General features: G+C 33.2%; 16 protein-coding genes. 13 read left to right on the top strand and 3 right to left on the bottom strand.

The genetic code is table 11. The features are described from left to right. The first annotated feature begins 67 nt into the window (after positions 1 to 67). The 12 genes from MNO09_RS11315 to MNO09_RS11370 all read left to right on the top strand — a co-directional run bounded on the left by MNO09_RS11315 (position 68) and on the right by MNO09_RS11370 (position 12,359). Positions 68 to 1,909, top strand: a complete 1,842-nt coding sequence (locus MNO09_RS11315; RefSeq protein ID WP_070169054.1) for a S8 family peptidase — start codon at positions 68 to 70, stop codon at positions 1,907 to 1,909. A 177-nt stretch (positions 1,910 to 2,086) separates the two neighbouring features. Continuing rightward, positions 2,087 to 3,067: a phosphatidylinositol-specific phospholipase C gene (locus tag MNO09_RS11320; RefSeq protein ID WP_000066273.1), complete on the top strand. Its 981-nt coding sequence runs from the start codon at positions 2,087 to 2,089 to the stop codon at positions 3,065 to 3,067. A 231-nt stretch (positions 3,068 to 3,298) separates the two neighbouring features. Beyond that, positions 3,299 to 5,014 (top strand): methyl-accepting chemotaxis protein, encoded by a 1,716-nt coding sequence (locus MNO09_RS11325; RefSeq protein ID WP_000008153.1) that lies wholly within the window; start codon positions 3,299 to 3,301, stop codon positions 5,012 to 5,014. Positions 5,015 to 5,244: 230 nt separating this feature from the next. Then, complete coding sequence (locus MNO09_RS11330; protein WP_070169052.1) at positions 5,245 to 6,654, top strand: glycoside hydrolase family 1 protein; 1,410 nt, start codon at positions 5,245 to 5,247, stop codon at positions 6,652 to 6,654. 30 nt (positions 6,655 to 6,684) lie between these two features. After that, a complete protein-coding gene (locus MNO09_RS11335; RefSeq protein WP_001274906.1) occupies positions 6,685 to 7,392 on the top strand; it encodes a GntR family transcriptional regulator in 708 nt (235 codons plus the stop codon). A gap of 214 nt (positions 7,393 to 7,606) precedes the next feature. Next, a complete protein-coding gene (locus tag MNO09_RS11340) occupies positions 7,607 to 7,798 on the top strand; it encodes a hypothetical protein (RefSeq protein WP_000575326.1) in 192 nt (63 codons plus the stop codon). A gap of 53 nt (positions 7,799 to 7,851) precedes the next feature. Next, entirely contained in the window at positions 7,852 to 8,532 is a 681-nt protein-coding gene (gene bshB2, locus MNO09_RS11345; RefSeq protein ID WP_033657741.1) for a bacillithiol biosynthesis deacetylase BshB2, read from the top strand. 23 nt (positions 8,533 to 8,555) lie between these two features. After that, positions 8,556 to 9,329 (top strand): alpha/beta fold hydrolase, encoded by a 774-nt coding sequence (locus tag MNO09_RS11350; RefSeq protein WP_000273706.1) that lies wholly within the window; start codon positions 8,556 to 8,558, stop codon positions 9,327 to 9,329. A gap of 67 nt (positions 9,330 to 9,396) precedes the next feature. Further along, positions 9,397 to 10,830 (top strand): MocR-like pyridoxine biosynthesis transcription factor PdxR, encoded by a 1,434-nt coding sequence (gene pdxR / locus MNO09_RS11355; protein WP_000454982.1) that lies wholly within the window; start codon positions 9,397 to 9,399, stop codon positions 10,828 to 10,830. Between the two features lie 30 nt (positions 10,831 to 10,860). Continuing rightward, complete coding sequence (locus MNO09_RS11360; RefSeq protein WP_000878487.1) at positions 10,861 to 11,217, top strand: CidA/LrgA family holin-like protein; 357 nt, start codon at positions 10,861 to 10,863, stop codon at positions 11,215 to 11,217. 23 nt (positions 11,218 to 11,240) lie between these two features. Next, on the top strand, positions 11,241 to 11,912 hold the full coding sequence (locus MNO09_RS11365; protein WP_000242960.1) for an LrgB family protein: 672 nt from the start codon (positions 11,241 to 11,243) through the stop codon (positions 11,910 to 11,912). Between the two features lie 21 nt (positions 11,913 to 11,933). Beyond that, entirely contained in the window at positions 11,934 to 12,359 is a 426-nt protein-coding gene (locus tag MNO09_RS11370) for a YfmQ family protein (protein ID WP_000214625.1), read from the top strand. A 63-nt stretch (positions 12,360 to 12,422) separates the two neighbouring features. On the opposite strand, the gene MNO09_RS11375 is transcribed toward MNO09_RS11370, so the two are convergent. Further along, positions 12,423 to 13,112 (bottom strand): Crp/Fnr family transcriptional regulator, encoded by a 690-nt coding sequence (locus MNO09_RS11375; RefSeq protein WP_001169113.1) that lies wholly within the window; start codon positions 13,110 to 13,112, stop codon positions 12,423 to 12,425. A gap of 78 nt (positions 13,113 to 13,190) precedes the next feature. On the opposite strand from MNO09_RS11375, the gene MNO09_RS11380 reads away from it, so the two are divergent. Continuing rightward, entirely contained in the window at positions 13,191 to 13,946 is a 756-nt protein-coding gene (locus MNO09_RS11380; RefSeq protein ID WP_000668603.1) for an HAD-IIB family hydrolase, read from the top strand. Between the two features lie 45 nt (positions 13,947 to 13,991). Here MNO09_RS11380 and MNO09_RS11385 read toward each other — a convergent pair whose 3' ends face one another. Both MNO09_RS11385 and MNO09_RS11390 read right to left on the bottom strand, forming a co-directional pair. Then, positions 13,992 to 14,417: a CBO0543 family protein gene (locus MNO09_RS11385; protein ID WP_078183244.1), complete on the bottom strand. Its 426-nt coding sequence runs from the start codon at positions 14,415 to 14,417 to the stop codon at positions 13,992 to 13,994. Continuing rightward, the gene (locus tag MNO09_RS11390) at positions 14,380 to 15,558 is read right to left on the bottom strand and encodes a DUF2515 domain-containing protein (protein WP_000284920.1); all 1,179 of its coding nucleotides are present in this window, start codon (positions 15,556 to 15,558) and stop codon (positions 14,380 to 14,382) included. Before MNO09_RS11390 ends, MNO09_RS11385 begins: the two co-directional genes overlap by 38 nt. Between the last annotated feature and the right edge of the window lie 75 nt (positions 15,559 to 15,633).

The following is a 15,633-nucleotide window of genomic DNA, read 5'->3' on the forward strand; positions in this document are numbered from 1 at the left end:
TATGTTATATAAAAATCATTATAGACTAATATAAGGATTAAATATTATTAATAATAGGAGTGATGTAATGAATATATTTAAAAGAATATCTGTTTCAGCTGTAATTATTTCAATATTTTTAGGAATAGGGGACACGGTCAATATTGTAAATGCTGATTCTATAGAACAGCAGAGTAAATTAGGGATAGAACAAGAAACAGATAAGCAAATCATTGTAAAATTCAATGCGGATTTGAAATTACCATATGAAGACGGTATTGAAAGAAAGATACAAGCTCAAGCAAGTGATAAAGTACTAGAAGATCTTTTGGTAGAATATCCACATGTAACATTCACTCGTTTATTCACATCTGTAAGTCCAGAAGAAATACAAGACCTTGAAGTGAAAGCACCCAATAATGTATCTACAAGTTTATTAAACTACTATATTCTTCAAACTCAAAATGGTGAGCAGAAAGAAGAACTAGTAGATAAGTTAAAGGCATCTTCTTTAATAGAAGATGTGTATATGAAGAAGCAAGAAAAAATAACGCCACCGGAAGTGCAAATACCAAGTGTAGTTCTTAGTCCTAATAACAATCCTAGATTTAAACAACAAGGTTATCTTGAAGCAGCACCATACGGTATAAATGCGCCTTTCGCCTGGGGAGTTCAAGGCGGTAATGGAAATGGTATAACTTTTGTTGATATGGAATATGGATGGCTATTAAATCATGAGGATTTAGTACATCAAAATATTGAATTAATGTCTGGAATAAATATAGATCAGCATGTTGGACATGGGACGTCTGTACTAGGAATTGTATCCTCCGAAGATAATGAAGTGGGTAATATTGGGATTGCGCCAAAAGCGAAAGCGAAAGTGATTTCTCAAATAAGAGATAACGGACAGTATAATACAGCTGATGCAATATTAAGTGCTGTAAATCATTTAGAAGCTGGGGATGTTTTATTATTAGAGGCACAAGCTTCCTTTGATGGATATGGTGATAAATATTTACCTGTTGAAGTACAACCAGATATCTTTGATGCAATTCGTGCTGGTACAGATAAAGGTGTTGTAATTATAGAGGCTGGAGCAAATGGGTGGAATGATTTAGATCAATTTAAAGATAGAAATGGTAAACAAGTCTTAAATCGTAGTAGTAAAGATTTTAAAGATTCAGGTGCAATTATGGTAGGAGCGGGCTCTTCATCTTTCCCTCATGAGCGTATGTGGTTTTCAAATTATGGAAGTCGGATTGATGTGTACGGGTGGGGAGAAAATGTAGATACAACTACAGCCGAGCAAAGTAGAAGTGCTGTAAATCTTTATACTACAAGCTTTAGTGGAACATCTAGTGCTTCGCCAATTATTGCTGGGGCAGCGACTTTAGTACAAAGCATTGCTAAAAACAAATTAGGACAACCGTATAGACCAAGTGAATTAAGAACAATATTAAGTAACCATAACACTGGAACGAAATCTAAAAATCCATATGCAGATAAGATTGGTGTTTTACCAGATTTGAAGTCTATACTAGTAAACTTAGGGTATGAACAAAGAGAACCGAACGGTGGGAATGAGTTACAAGTAACAGAAAATGAACCAAATAATGAACGTAGACAGGCAAATAAAGTTAACTTTCATACACCAATGAAAGGAACACTACATAATCGTGATAAGGTAGATGTATTTACTTTCCAAATTGACTCACCAGAAAATATTAATATTTCTCTACTAAATGAACAAAACATTGGAATGACATGGGTACTTCATCTTGAATCAGATTTAAACAACTATGTAGCATATGGTGAAAATGAAGGAAATGTAGTTAAAGGAACTTATAATGCAAAGCCAGGTAAATATTATTTATATGTTTATAAGTATGAGAATAAAGATGGTTCATATATATTGAATATAAAATAAACGAAAGGAACTTCAGATGAAGTTCCTTTAAATTTTTCTAATTCAGTATATGTGAATGATTTTTTAACTTTACTTCTATGCAATATTTCATATTGATGAAATGTTATTTATTTTTTACTCACCAGATTATATTATATTCAATAAGTTTGATATAAAATAGAAAAAGGAGGAATAATAATGAGCAATAAGAAGTTTATTTTGAAATTATTCATATGTAGTATGATATTTATCACATCTGTATTTACTTTACATGATAAGCAAGTCGTTGCAGCTAGCTCTGTTATTGAACTTGAAAATTGGTCAAAATGGATGCAACCTATACCTGATAACATCCCGTTAGCACGAATTTCAATTCCAGGAACACATGATAGTGGTACGTTCAAATTACAAAATCCAATAAAGCAAGTATGGGGAATGACGCAAGAGTATGATTTTCGTTATCAAATGGATCATGGAGCTCGCATTTTTGATATAAGAGGCCGTTTAACAGATGATAATACGATAGTTCTTCATCATGGGCCATTATATCTTTATGTAACACTGCACGAATTCATAAACGAAGCGAAACAATTTTTAAAAGATAACCCAAGTGAAACAATTATTATGTCTTTAAAAAAAGAGTATGAGGATATGAAAGGGGCAGAAGGTTCATTTAGTAATACGTTTGAAAAAAATTATTTTGTTGATCCTATCTTTTTAAAAACAGAAGGAAATATAAAACTTGGAGATGCTCGAGGGAAAATTGTACTACTAAAAAGATATAGTGGTAGTAATGAATCTGGAGGATATAATAATTTTTATTGGCCAGATAATGAGACGTTTACTACAACTGTAAATCAAAATATAAATGTAACAGTACAAGATAAATATAAAGTGAGTTATGATGTGAAAGTAAAATCGATTAAAGATACGATCAATGAAACGATGAACAATAGTGAGGATTTAAATCATCTATATGTTAATTTTACAAGCTTGTCTTCTGGTGGTACAGCATGGAATAGCCCATATTATTATGCCTCTTATATAAATCCTGAAATTGCGGCATATATTAAACAAGAGAATCCAAAAAGAGTTGGTTGGGTGATCCAAGATTATGTTAGTGATAAGTGGTCACCGATTCTCTATCAAGAAGTTATAAGAACTAATAAGTCACTTTAATTTTCACCATAATTTCATAGAAACAATGTAACGCTATTAAAAGTCTTGTGGAATTCCCATAAGACTTTTTAGTATTTAATATTATGAGAGTCAAAGTTCTTTGAATAGGTTTATATAGTTAATATAATAATTTAATGCGGTTATAAAATCGACACGAAAAAATGTCGATAAATGTCGATTATTATTGTAATATAAAACATATAAGTATAATATACAGATGAGGTGGATTTATTGTCTTTTATTAAAAATAGTAAAATTGGAACGAAATTAAATGTGTTAGTCATTATATCGAGTTTGGCTTGTATCATGTTATCTTCTCTGGGGTTTTTAGGGCTTCAAAAAGGTGAAAATACATCGTCTAGTATGTATGACGAAAGGCTATTACCAATTGAATGGATAGGAACTGTAGAATCAAATTTTTACCATGTTAATATGAATTTTATGGAGATTATGATATCGAAAGATGAAAAAAGAATGAAAGAACTAATAACAGAAATGGATAAGACTAGGAAAGAAAATGATGAGTTATTAAAACAATTTGAAACTAGAATTAGTTCTCATAAAGAAAAGGGTTTGTATAATGCATTTCAAAGTCAATTCAAAGATTTAAGAATACAAATGAAGAAAGCACAGGACTTGGGACTGACTAATAATGAAGAAGCGTATAGCTATTATTTAAAAGAAATTGAGCCTAGTATGGGAAAAACAATTCAGTCTATTCGTGAACTTATTTTATATAATAATACCGCGGCTGAACAACTACAAAAAGAGAATATCAATAGTGTGAAAAATACAATAATAACATTTGTAATTATTTCATTTTTTGGAATCATAATAATTATTTTTATTGGTTTTATAATAAAAAATGTTATAAAAAAACCAATTTTATTATTACAAAAAGATATGGAACGAGTATCTGCTGGAGATTTAACAATTCGAACTTCTTATAAATCTGAGAACGAATTAGGCCATATTGTACAATCCTTTAATAGTATGTTAGATAACTTGCAACAATTAGTCGGTCAGGTGAAGGTTACAGCAAAAGAAGTGATTATTTCAACTGAAAATATGTTACAAGAGACAAAAACGGCAGCACATATATCAAACGAGGTTGTTCGAACTACTTCTGAAATAAATAAAGAAATAGATGGACAAGTGACTAGTATTCAAGAAAGTTCAACTGCGATGGAAGAAATTGCAACTGGAGTTCAAACAGTAGCTGAATCTTCAGCGATGGTTGCTGAAGTTGCTGTTGCAACAATAGACCAAGCAAATTCTGGTAGTGAAGTTATAAAACAATCTATTCGTCAAATGAATAGTGTGAATGAAGTTGTCGAAGAAACTTCTAAGGTCATTGATAGACTTGTTACACGTACACAACAAATTGAAGAAGCGCTAGATATTATTACTAATATTGCAGAACAAACGAATTTACTGGCCTTAAATGCTGCAATTGAGGCAGCACGCGCCGGAGAAAATGGAAAAGGATTTGCAGTAGTTGCAGCTGAAGTAAGAGGTCTGGCTGAGAAATCTAAAACGTCTGTAAATGATATAAATAATTTATTACGTTTTATACATGAAGATACACAGGATACAGTTCATGTAATGAAAAAAGGTCAACAACAGGCTAGTGGTGGTAAAGAAGCAGCATATAAGGCAGAACTCGCATTTTCATCTATTATGCAAGATATTAATAGAATAACGTCCCAAATTCAAGAAGTGTCTGCTGCCACAGAAGAAATGTCTGCTGGGACAGAAGAAGTGAATGCCTCTTTATCAATAGTTTCTGAAACTGCAACACAAGTCGCACAAGAAACGAATCGAACGGTACAATCAATTCAAGCACAAGCCACATTGATTCAAGAAATAACGACGAAATCTAATGAAATGAAAAAGAAAGTCGAAAATTTAGAAATGTTAATTTCACAATTCATTATTGAAGAATAAGTTTGTTAACATTTATCAGTAGTATAAACTTTAAGATACTCAATATAGTGCTGCGTTGCAAAATTTGAAAAGGACCTTCATAGGTTCTTTTTTTGTATATGGTGTGAATGCTTTGTTTAATTATAGTGAAAAACAGAAACATATTATATAATGATCATTTAAATTTGTACCTATAAATTTTATATGTAATAATGAATTTAATTTATTCTAATGAAATTGAGGTATATACTATGAAGTTTCCACATGATTTTTTATTCGGAGCTGCTTCAGCTTCTTATCAAGTAGAAGGTGCATGGGATGAGGATGGAAAAGGTGTTACGAATTGGGATGAGTTTTCAAAAATTCCTGGAAAAACATACAATGGAACAAATGGTGATGTAGCGGTTGATCATTATCATCGATATAAGGAAGATGTTCGTTTAATGGCTGAGATGGGATTGGAATCGTATCGTTTTTCGATTTCTTGGGCGAGAATATTGCCGACTGGAGATGGAGAGGTAAATGAAAAAGGCATTAAATTTTATAACAATTTAATTGATGAATGTTTAAAGTACGGAATTGTACCGTTTGTCACTTTATATCATTGGGATCTACCATTACCGTTAGAAAAGGATGGTGGGTGGACGAATAAACGAACAGCAGATGCTTTTGTAAAGTATGCCGAAATTTGCTTTAAGGCATTTGGTGATAGAGTGAAACATTGGATTACTTTTAATGAAACAGTAATGTTTTGTGGATTAGGCTACTTAAAAGGTGCACATCCACCAGGAATACAAAATGATGTTCCAAAGTATTTTCAAGCGACTCATTATGTATTTTATGCGCATGCGAAAACAGTTGCGGTGTACAAGCAGCTGAAACAATATGGGGAGATTGGGATTACACATGTTTTCTTACCTGCTTATAGTGTGGATGATGAAAAAGAAAATATACTAGCAGCAAATCATGCGAATGAATATGAAACGTATTGGTATTATGATCCAGTTTTAAAAGGTGAGTATCCACCTTATGTTGTTCAACAATTAAAGGGAAAAGGGTGGACTCCTAATTGGACGGTTGAAGAATTAGAAATCATTAAACAAAATGCCGAAAAGAATGATTTTATTGGCTTGAATTATTATCAACCAATACGAGTAGAAAGATACGATATGGATATAAAGAGCGATGAGCATTCTCGAGAAAACTCAACACTTGCTCCAGGTAATGCTTCTTTTGATGGTTTTTATCAAACAGTAAAAATGGATGATAAAACATATACAAAATGGGGATGGGAAATATCTCCCGAAGGTTTCTTAGATGGATTGCATATGTTGAAAGAGCGTTACGGTGACATAAAGATGTATGTAACGGAAAATGGACTTGGTGATGAAGATCCAATCATTGAAGGAGAAGTTGTAGATGTTCCGAGAATTAAATTTATTGAAGAGCATTTAAAAGTAATAAAGCGTGCAATTGAAGAGGGAATCAATTTAAAAGGTTATTATGCATGGTCAGTGATTGATTTATTAAGTTGGTTAAATGGATATAAAAAGCAATACGGCTTTATTTTTGTCGATCATAATGATAACTTAAAACGTAAGAAAAAACTTTCGTTTCATTGGTATAAACATGTGATCGAAACGAGAGGAGAAGAGTTATAACAGATAAAAGAGTATTTTAGGAGAAAGTGTATGAGTGCAAAGTATAAACAAATTGCAGATGTGTTAGAGCAAAACATTCGAGATGGGCTTTTTAATGAAACGAAAAAACTACCTACAGAAGAAGCGTTGATGAATCGATTTGAAGTAAGCCGTAATACGATACGTAAAGTAATTAGTCAGCTTGTAAATAGAGGTTATATTTTTCAAGTGCAAGGTAGTGGTATGTTTTTACGCGAAACTTCTGTAACAGATTACATTAATTTAGGAAGTTTACGTGGATTAACGAAAAATCTCGTTTCGCAAAATATTGAAACGAAAGTGTTAGAGCTTGAAGTAATAGATGCGGACGAAGATATAGCAAAGCGGATGCAATGCGAAGCTGGAACTAGGATATATTTTTTGAAGCGTTTAAGAATTGTAGATGGTAAACCGTTCTCTATTGAAGTAAGTTATTTCAAAAAGGATATTATTCCATATTTAAATAAAGAAATAGCATTAAGCTCTGTATACAGTTATTTCATTGAAGATTTACGATTAAATATTGGCTTTGCCGATAAAGTTATTAGTTGTGAAAAAGTAAATAAAGAAAACGCGCAGCTGTTAGAATTAAAGGAAGGTGATCCGGCGCTTCTTATTGAAAATACAGTATGTCTTGTAAACGGGACAGCTTTCGAGTTATCTCAATCGATGTTTCATTATGAAAAGACTAAACTTTTAAATCGAATTAATTTCAAATAAAAAAAGAAAATAATTTATCGTGTGAAAAGCAACTGAGTCCAAAGTGATCAGTTGCTTTTTATTTTTAAAGTGGATGAGCAAAAAAACACAAAAGTGGTTGGTCCGTTTTTTGTAAACATCTATTATGATAAGAGAAGAAAGGTAGTATGTTATTAAAGTTTTAAAGAGGAAGTTCTTTATTAAAATAGATTGTCTTTAGAGAGGTGAAAATACAATGATTTTTGCAATTTCACTAGTGGTTATTATTGTAATTGGATCCCTGTTTGGGACCGTGTTAGTTGCACGAAATGTGGAGGAGAATTACGGCAAGTCTACAAAGAGAAATGTGAAAAACTTATCAACTATTTATATTCTTCTTCTTTTCGTACTACTTGTTGGGGTAACGTGGTATGCGGTAGTGATTTAATAGTTTTGAAAGAAAAAAGTTAATATTGTATATGATGGAGGAGTATGATTTTGATAAAAAATGAACGCCACGTTTTAATTGTTTTTCCGCATCCAGATGATGAGTCATATTGCGTGGCAGGTACAATTTTAGCTTATGCGCAGCGAAATGTTCCTCTTACTTATGTTTGCTTAACGTTAGGTGAAATGGGGAGAACGATGGGAAATCCTCCTTTTGCAACACGTGAATCATTAAATGTTATAAGAGAGAAGGAACTAAAGAGGGCTACAAATATTTTAGGGATTAAAGATGTACGTATGATGGGATATCGTGATAAAACCCTTGAATTTGAAACTCCCGGAGAGTTAAGACGTGTAATACAAAAATGTGTAGAAGAAGTGAATCCTTCATTGGTCATTTCTTTTTATCCAGGATATGCAGTACACCCAGATCACGATGCAACAGGAGAAGCGGTGGCCGAGGCGTTGGCTAATATTCCGGAATATAAAAGGCCAACATTTTATGCGGTAGCTTTTTCGAAGAATCATGAAGTGGAAATAGGTCCTCCACATTTTAAAAATGAAGTGAAAGAATATGTTCCCAAAAAGTTAGAGGCATTGCAAGCACATGCATCACAATTTGCGACGAAAGTAACGGAACTAAAAAGAGAGTATGAAGAAGGTGTCCCGGAAACAGTAGAGTGGTTAGAAAAGGAACCATTTTGGATATATTCATTCAAAGATAAGAGTAAGTGACGTTATAGCTGAAGGTGATGAATATGTATTTTAAATATAAGAATCGGAAAATTTCTTACAATATAGAAGGGTCGGGCCCTGTTATATTGTTATTACACGGTCTTGGTGGGAACGCAAACAATTGGCTATATCAAAGGCAATATTTCAAAGAGAATTGGACGGTGATTTCTCTTGATTTACCGGGGCATGGGAAATCTGAAGGGCTGGAAATTCCTTTTAAAGAATATGCAAATGTTTTGTATGAGTTATGCAGTTATTTAAAGCTACAAAAAGTAGTTATGTGTGGTCTTTCAAAAGGAGCTAGAGTCGGTATCGATTTTGCTATTCAATATCCAGGCTTTGCTTCTAGCTTAATTGTTGTAAATGCATTTCCCTATTTGGAGCCTGAAGATCGAAAAGAACGAATTGAAGTATATGATTTACTTAGCTTGCACGATAACGGAAAAACATGGGCGGATACATTATTGAAGGCGATGGGAGTAGCAGATAATGAAGTAATTGTCAGGGGATTTTATCAATCTTTACAGTCTATTAATTCGGTGCATATTCAAAGGTTATTTGCTGAATTAGTGGACTATGATCAAAGACCGTTTCTATCAAATATTTCATGTCCTACTTTAATTATAAGAGGGGAAAATGATGATTTTGTCCCTGAGAAATATGTAAGAGAGTTTGAACGACATTTGAAAAATACAACTTTCATTGAGTTGAAAAGTAGTGGGCATTTACCTTATTTAGAACAGCCGACTAGCTTTAATATGACTGTAAAAATGTTTTTAAATCATGCACTTAATTAATACTGTTATTACAGCCAATACTGTTATTAGGAAATCAAGTATATTTCGTTTTGAGAGGGGCAACAAGGTGGAATGGAAACCAAATCGTGCAGATAAGACGCCTGTATATAAACAAATAGCGGATTATATTGAAAGGGGTATTTCTTCAGGTGAGTTTCCTTCTGACAGCAAGTTACCTTCTGAGCGTACGTTAGCGAAAGAATTACAGGTGAACCGAAGTACGATAGTAGCTGCATATGAAGAATTAAAATCACTTGGAGTAGTAGAACGTCAAAAAGGAAGCGGGACACGGGTAAATACAGACATATGGGGTGTTTCACATAAACGAATACCGAACTGGGGTAGGTACGTTGAGGATGGATCGTTCTTACCTAATGTACCACTCGTTCAACAAATTAGAACGGAAACACAAAAAGACGACTTAATTAATTTAGCGAGTGGTGAATTGTCACCAGAATTAATTCCGAGTGATAGATTCCGAACGATTTTGTCGGAGAAAACATTTATGGAAAACCTCGGTTATGACCATCCACTTGGAAATGAAATGTTGAGAAAAACAATTGCAGCACATGTTCAGCAATATAAACAAATTGAAGCGGATTCGAATTCTATCCTTATTACATCGGGCGCACAACAGGCACTTAATCTTATCGTTCAATGCTTATTAAAACCTGGCGATGCGATTGCAATTGAGGACCCTTCGTATTGTTTCTCATTGCCGATGTTTAAATCCGCTGGCTTAAAAATATTCCATTTACCTGTTGATCAGCATGGAATGAATCCAGATGATTTAATTGATTTGCATAAAAAGCATCGTATTCGTATGGTATTTTTGAATCCAGATTATCAAAATCCAACTGGAACTGTGCTTTCATTGGCGAGACGTAAAAAGATTTTAGAACTGTCTTCTGAATTTGGAATACCGATTGTAGAAGATGATCCGTATAGTTTAACTTCATTTAATGGAGAAGTGAATCCAACATTAAAATCAATGGATCAAAACGGGAATGTTCTTTATATAAGTTCATTATCAAAAATTGTTGCATCAGGATTACGTATTGGCTGGGTAATTGGCCCTACGCGTGTAATAGAACGTTTAGCAGATGCGAAGCAGCAAGTTGATTTTGGCCATAGTGTATTTACGCAGTGGGTGGCAAATCAATTTTTAGAATCAGAAGATTTTCATGCACATATTACAATGCTTCGTGAGCAATTGAAAGACAGAAGAGATGTGTTAATTAGAAAGCTTAAAGAAATATTAGGGGACCAGGTTGAATTTTTTGTTCCAGAGGGTGGAATACATTTATGGTGCAAAGTGCAAGGAACGTTTGATGAATATCATTTACTAGGTGAATCTATACGAAATGGTGTAGCGTTTGTCCCAGGAAGTGTTTTAGGTACTAAAAGTGAATATATTCGTTTTACTTTTGGGAGAGTAGATGTCGAACAAATTCAACTGGGAATCACGAGGTTTGCGGAAACCTTAAACGAGATTTCATAATAGTGATGCATATTGAAATGAGGGAAAGAAATGAAGTACGTGACGCTTTTACTTCAAGTAGGCGTGCTATATGTATTTAGCTTAGTTGGTACGTGGATTCAGGAAGTATTCCATTTATCAATGCCAGGAAGTTTAATAGGGATGTTAATGCTGTTTTTACTCCTTGCTACTCGTATTTTACCATTAAAGTGGTTTGAGGAAGGTGCGGAAAAGTTAATCATATTTTTACCGTTATTTCTAATTCCTTCGACAACAGGGCTGATGGAATATGGGTCTTTTCTTTTCAGTAAGGGGAGTGTTATATTCCTTTTAGTAGTTGCAAGCACAATAGTAACATTGATTGTTTCAGGGTATATAAGTCAATTATTAGTAGCATCAAAAAAATAAAATCGACAAGGTGCAAGATGCAAATGGTCTTAATTATTATTACTGTAGTAATGTATGTATTGGCGACAAAGTTATATAAAAAAATTCCGTTTCCACTTACGTTACCGGTGTTAACAGTTACAGCAAGTATGATTTGCTTATTTCTGATTTTGGGTATTTCTCATCATGAGTATAGAGCAAATGGGGGAGACATTCTTTCCGGCTTATTGAGTCCTGCAATTGTAGCGTTAGCGATACCTTTATTTAAAGAGCGAAATATACTTATGAAAAACTTTTTGTCGATACTTATCGGCGTAGCGGTAGGTATAGTGGCTTTAACGAGTATGAATGTAGTGATAGGCGGAATGTTAAATATAGATAAGGAACTCATATTAACAACACTGCCGCAATTAGCGACGATGCCTATCGCCATTTCATTAGCGGATCAAATTGGTGGTATTCCATCTATGACTTCTAGTTTTGTAGTTGTTGCAGGAATAACAGGTGCTATTATCGGACCAACAGTACTTAAGTTTTTCCGTATAACAAGTACGATTGGAAAAGGAGTGGGGATGGGCTGCGCATCACATATTATTGGTGTGAGCCGTCTCGTGAAGGAAGGCGAGAAAGAGGCGACGATCGGTTCAGTGACGATGATTGTAACCGGAATACTCATTAGTATATTTATACCTTATGGAACGAAATTTATATTTTAAAATGTAATGGAGATGATGAAAATGACAACATGGTTTATAGTTACATTATTTATTTTTGGCGCTCTTAAAGTACTAGTTTCTAGTATGCCAACTTCTGTTGTAGAATCAATTATTAGTAGATTTGAATTGCATCAAAAACTTGAAGAAGAGAATACCTCTATATCGATAGATGGAAAAAATATAGAGGGAGAAATGAAACTACAAGTTATTCATGAATTTAATGAGGCTTTATTTTTAGATAAACATTATTTCCCACCGCACGGGGAAGGAACACCAATCGTTATTAATACGAAGAAAGGGAATAAAGAGATTAGATTTTCTCTGTATAGCCATGAGGAACATGTTGATGTAATCAAGCAATATAAGAAGAAAATCGTTGCCTATCGTTTACGTTCAAAAAGTCTTCAAACTCTGGCACCATTAGTAGTAACTGAAGAGTATGCTTAAGGAGAGACCGTTTTTACAACGGTCTCTTTATTATAGGTAGGATGTATATAATTATTTAACTGTTTATTCGTATCTTAGCCCGTTTGAAAGTTCTTCAATAGCTTTCCAATCGTCAACAACAATCTGTTTATTATTTTTATGAATTATATTGTTAGCTATTAATTTTTCGATAACTCGATTAAGATGACGGGTAGTTGTCCCGATTAATGAGGCAATTTCATGATGATCTTTCGTATGGATTTCTCGTCCAAATAAATTAGATGGGTTTCGAGCTGCACATAAATAACTAGCAAAGCGTGTCTCCACAGAAGCTAGTAAATTGATACGTGAAGCCGTTGTGCAGGTTTGTAGTTTATAAGTGACGTGATGAATTAGTTCTTGAAGAAAGACTACATCATGTAATAAGTAACTTGTTACATAATTTTTATCAATAAAAAGAAAATCAGTCTGCTGTTCGGAGGTTACATGAGATTGTATGTCTACTGATTGAATTAATTCAATATCTCCCATGATAGAAACTGCAGAACAAAATCGTAGTAATAATGCTTTACCTGTAATTACACTTGAAGTTATTTTTGTACGACCTGACATTTGAATGTATAGGCCGTCAATAGCCTCGCCTTCTTGTAATACAGTTTCTTTTGCTGCATATCTGTGAATCTCAAATGGATGATTGAATTGTTGGAACAGTTTTTTTATGTATTCATTGTTTAGGTAATTTAGTAATAAAGTATTATCCGCAATCTTTTGCATAATGTTTATCCTTTTGGGACATCTGTCCTGTCTATTATAAAATAATTCATTTACATTAAAAAGAAAGGAGTGATGTATATGAAATTTATTTTTGATATCGATGGTACTATTTGTTTTAAAGGGAACGCAGTAACTAGACAGATCATTCAAGCGCTAGACGTTTGTTATAGTAAAGGACATGAGATTATATTTGCATCTGCTAGACCGATTAGAGATTTATTACCTGTTCTACCAACTCATATGCATCATTATTCAATGATTGGTGGGAATGGTGCCTTTGTCGCAAAGGATGGAGAAATTGTTGAAGTTATACGTTTTGACATTGAAGCAGTAAGTGCTATGCGTTCAATTATAGAAAAGTATAGTCTTTCATATTTGATAGATAGTCAGTGGAATTATGCTTATACAGGAAGCGAGAATCACCCTATCTACAAAAACATAGACCCTAATCAATTGGCTATTAATATGAATATTGATGAAATTGATGAAGTAGTAAAGGTGGTTTTATTTCCTGATAATATAAAAAAAGAATTAATCATAAATGCGTTGGAAGAACTTCCTATAAGAATATATGAGCACGCAAAAGAGGGGATTATTGATATAAGTCCGCCACATATTGATAAATGGGAAGGTTTAAAACGATTAGGTATAAAAGAGGGAGAATTTGTAGTATTTGGTAATGATTCAAACGATTTATCAATGTTTATACATGCTAAGGAAAGTATATGTGTTGGGAGTCATGAAGTATTAATGAATCATGCTTCCACATGTTTAAAGATTAATGAACAAACTATTAGTAATAAAATTATGGAGTTAGCAGAGTCATATGCATAATAATGTGTATGTGAAAAAAAGGGTACTAAAAGGATTGTTAGCCTTTTAGCGCCCTTTTTTATTAATAATTGACTGATAGAACTTCCATATGAAAAATAAAAATAACATATATCCAAACAAAGAGTAACTATGACGCCAATTCGCACTATGTACAAACAACCTTAATCTTTCAGCAATCTGTTCAAAAATACTAGCACAAATACCTATTGAAACAATAAATAAAATTCTAGAAACTGCAGATAATGTTTTTGAAATTTGTATGAAAAGCGTTGTTAAAAGCGGTAGTACAAACAAGGTAAAGCCAATGTTAACTGAAAATATGGATGAGAATGGTCTAACGGGAAAGGAATAGATTTGTTTTGCAACAAAGAAAGCATCTAAGCAAGTGCCGATAATAGAAGAGAGTAAGATTGTAACTGCTAATGCTAGAAAATCATTCTTCTTCTCGAAGGAGGACGTTTTTCTTTGCAAGAATTGCCAACTCAATTTTTTCGAGTGTTTTACAGTAGTCTTCTGTAATTTGTCCATTTATATTTTCCTCCTTATCTACTAAGTAATTTATAACTTGCCAGTCCGTAAACCAATCTTCACTGTCAACTTCTTCATGCTTCATATCTCGCCATGCATAGATGAGTGCAGGACTGTATATACGATAAGCGCCAGTACGCAACTGGCATTTCTTTATTCGACGTTTATAAAACTCACGGGAAAAAGATTCATTTACACTTGAGAATAAATGAGGCCAGTAATCTTTCCTTGATCCTGTATGCGGATGGTGCTGGGCCCAGCTTATTATTTGAGATAAAACATGTGTGTCTCGAAATAATAATGAATACAACCTTTTTCCAATTAAGATTCGTTCGTGTAAGGAAGTAAAATGTTTCATTGTATCACCAAATAGTAATACTTTGTGTTTCTTATCATTTTCGTAGAATGGGAAAAGGATATGATTAAACTGAAAGAAATCAAAGAGTTTAAATCCAATACTATTAAGTACAGTCTTTTTAAATTGTATATTTTGAATCACTCTTTTTTCTAAGTAGTTTTGTTCATTAATAATAGTTGCAATGGCTAATGTTTTTTTGTTACCTGTTTTCCAAAAATCGTTCCACATCGTTTCCATAAATGTAGAAACATTTAGGTGAGGGAGAAGGTGAAATAGCCTTTGTGCTCTTTTTACACTTTGTTCATAAAGCAGAAATTGAGGATATACATCTTGGAAAATAAGCCAATTCCCTCTTTCTAAAAAAGAAAAAAATGTGATTTGCTCTTTCTCTGATAAAATTTTCGTATATAAATCGCCCTTTAAATCAGTCATATTCCAACCGCCGTTACGTGATACCATATGCCCAAGTAGTGCCCAATGTATTTCTGGATATTGAATGTAAAATTGGTAGTATGCGCGTGTTCTTGTCACATTATTTTTATTTAGCTGTTCTGTTTGTATTTTTATGTTGTTGATGATGAGTTGCTCTTCTTTCGTTAATTTATACATCGTGCCAGAATGAACGAGCTTGCTTTTTTGTTTCAATTCATTTTTCACATCGAATAGGGAGAGAGGCAATGCTTTGGAAAGTCTGTTATCTGTATGATTTGAATTGCTTTGGTACATTCCATTCCCTCCCTTTTTCATAAATTTATACATGATTATTGGCTAAGAATCATTCTATTTATTTTATTACGAGTA

The organism is Bacillus sp. N5-665 (assembly GCF_022637375.2).
In the GTDB taxonomy this organism is placed as follows: domain Bacteria; phylum Bacillota; class Bacilli; order Bacillales; family Bacillaceae_G; genus Bacillus_A; species Bacillus_A wiedmannii.

Bases quoted from the DNA above. Each gene is read 5' to 3' on its own strand.
- MNO09_RS11375 (WP_001169113.1), bottom strand. From the start codon at position 13,112: ATGCAAAAGATTGCGGATAATACTTTATTACTAAATTACCTAAACAAT.
- MNO09_RS11335 (WP_001274906.1), top strand. From the start codon at position 6,685: ATGAGTGCAAAGTATAAACAAATTGCAGATGTGTTAGAGCAAAACATT.
- MNO09_RS11340 (WP_000575326.1), top strand. From the start codon at position 7,607: ATGATTTTTGCAATTTCACTAGTGGTTATTATTGTAATTGGATCCCTG.
- MNO09_RS11330 (WP_070169052.1), top strand. From the start codon at position 5,245: ATGAAGTTTCCACATGATTTTTTATTCGGAGCTGCTTCAGCTTCTTAT.
- MNO09_RS11365 (WP_000242960.1), top strand. From the start codon at position 11,241: ATGGTCTTAATTATTATTACTGTAGTAATGTATGTATTGGCGACAAAG.
- MNO09_RS11390 (WP_000284920.1), bottom strand. From the start codon at position 15,558: ATGTACCAAAGCAATTCAAATCATACAGATAACAGACTTTCCAAAGCA.
- MNO09_RS11350 (WP_000273706.1), top strand. From the start codon at position 8,556: ATGTATTTTAAATATAAGAATCGGAAAATTTCTTACAATATAGAAGGG.
- MNO09_RS11315 (WP_070169054.1), top strand. From the start codon at position 68: ATGAATATATTTAAAAGAATATCTGTTTCAGCTGTAATTATTTCAATA.
- MNO09_RS11370 (WP_000214625.1), top strand. From the start codon at position 11,934: ATGACAACATGGTTTATAGTTACATTATTTATTTTTGGCGCTCTTAAA.
- MNO09_RS11360 (WP_000878487.1), top strand. From the start codon at position 10,861: ATGAAGTACGTGACGCTTTTACTTCAAGTAGGCGTGCTATATGTATTT.
- MNO09_RS11320 (WP_000066273.1), top strand. From the start codon at position 2,087: ATGAGCAATAAGAAGTTTATTTTGAAATTATTCATATGTAGTATGATA.
- MNO09_RS11380 (WP_000668603.1), top strand. From the start codon at position 13,191: ATGAAATTTATTTTTGATATCGATGGTACTATTTGTTTTAAAGGGAAC.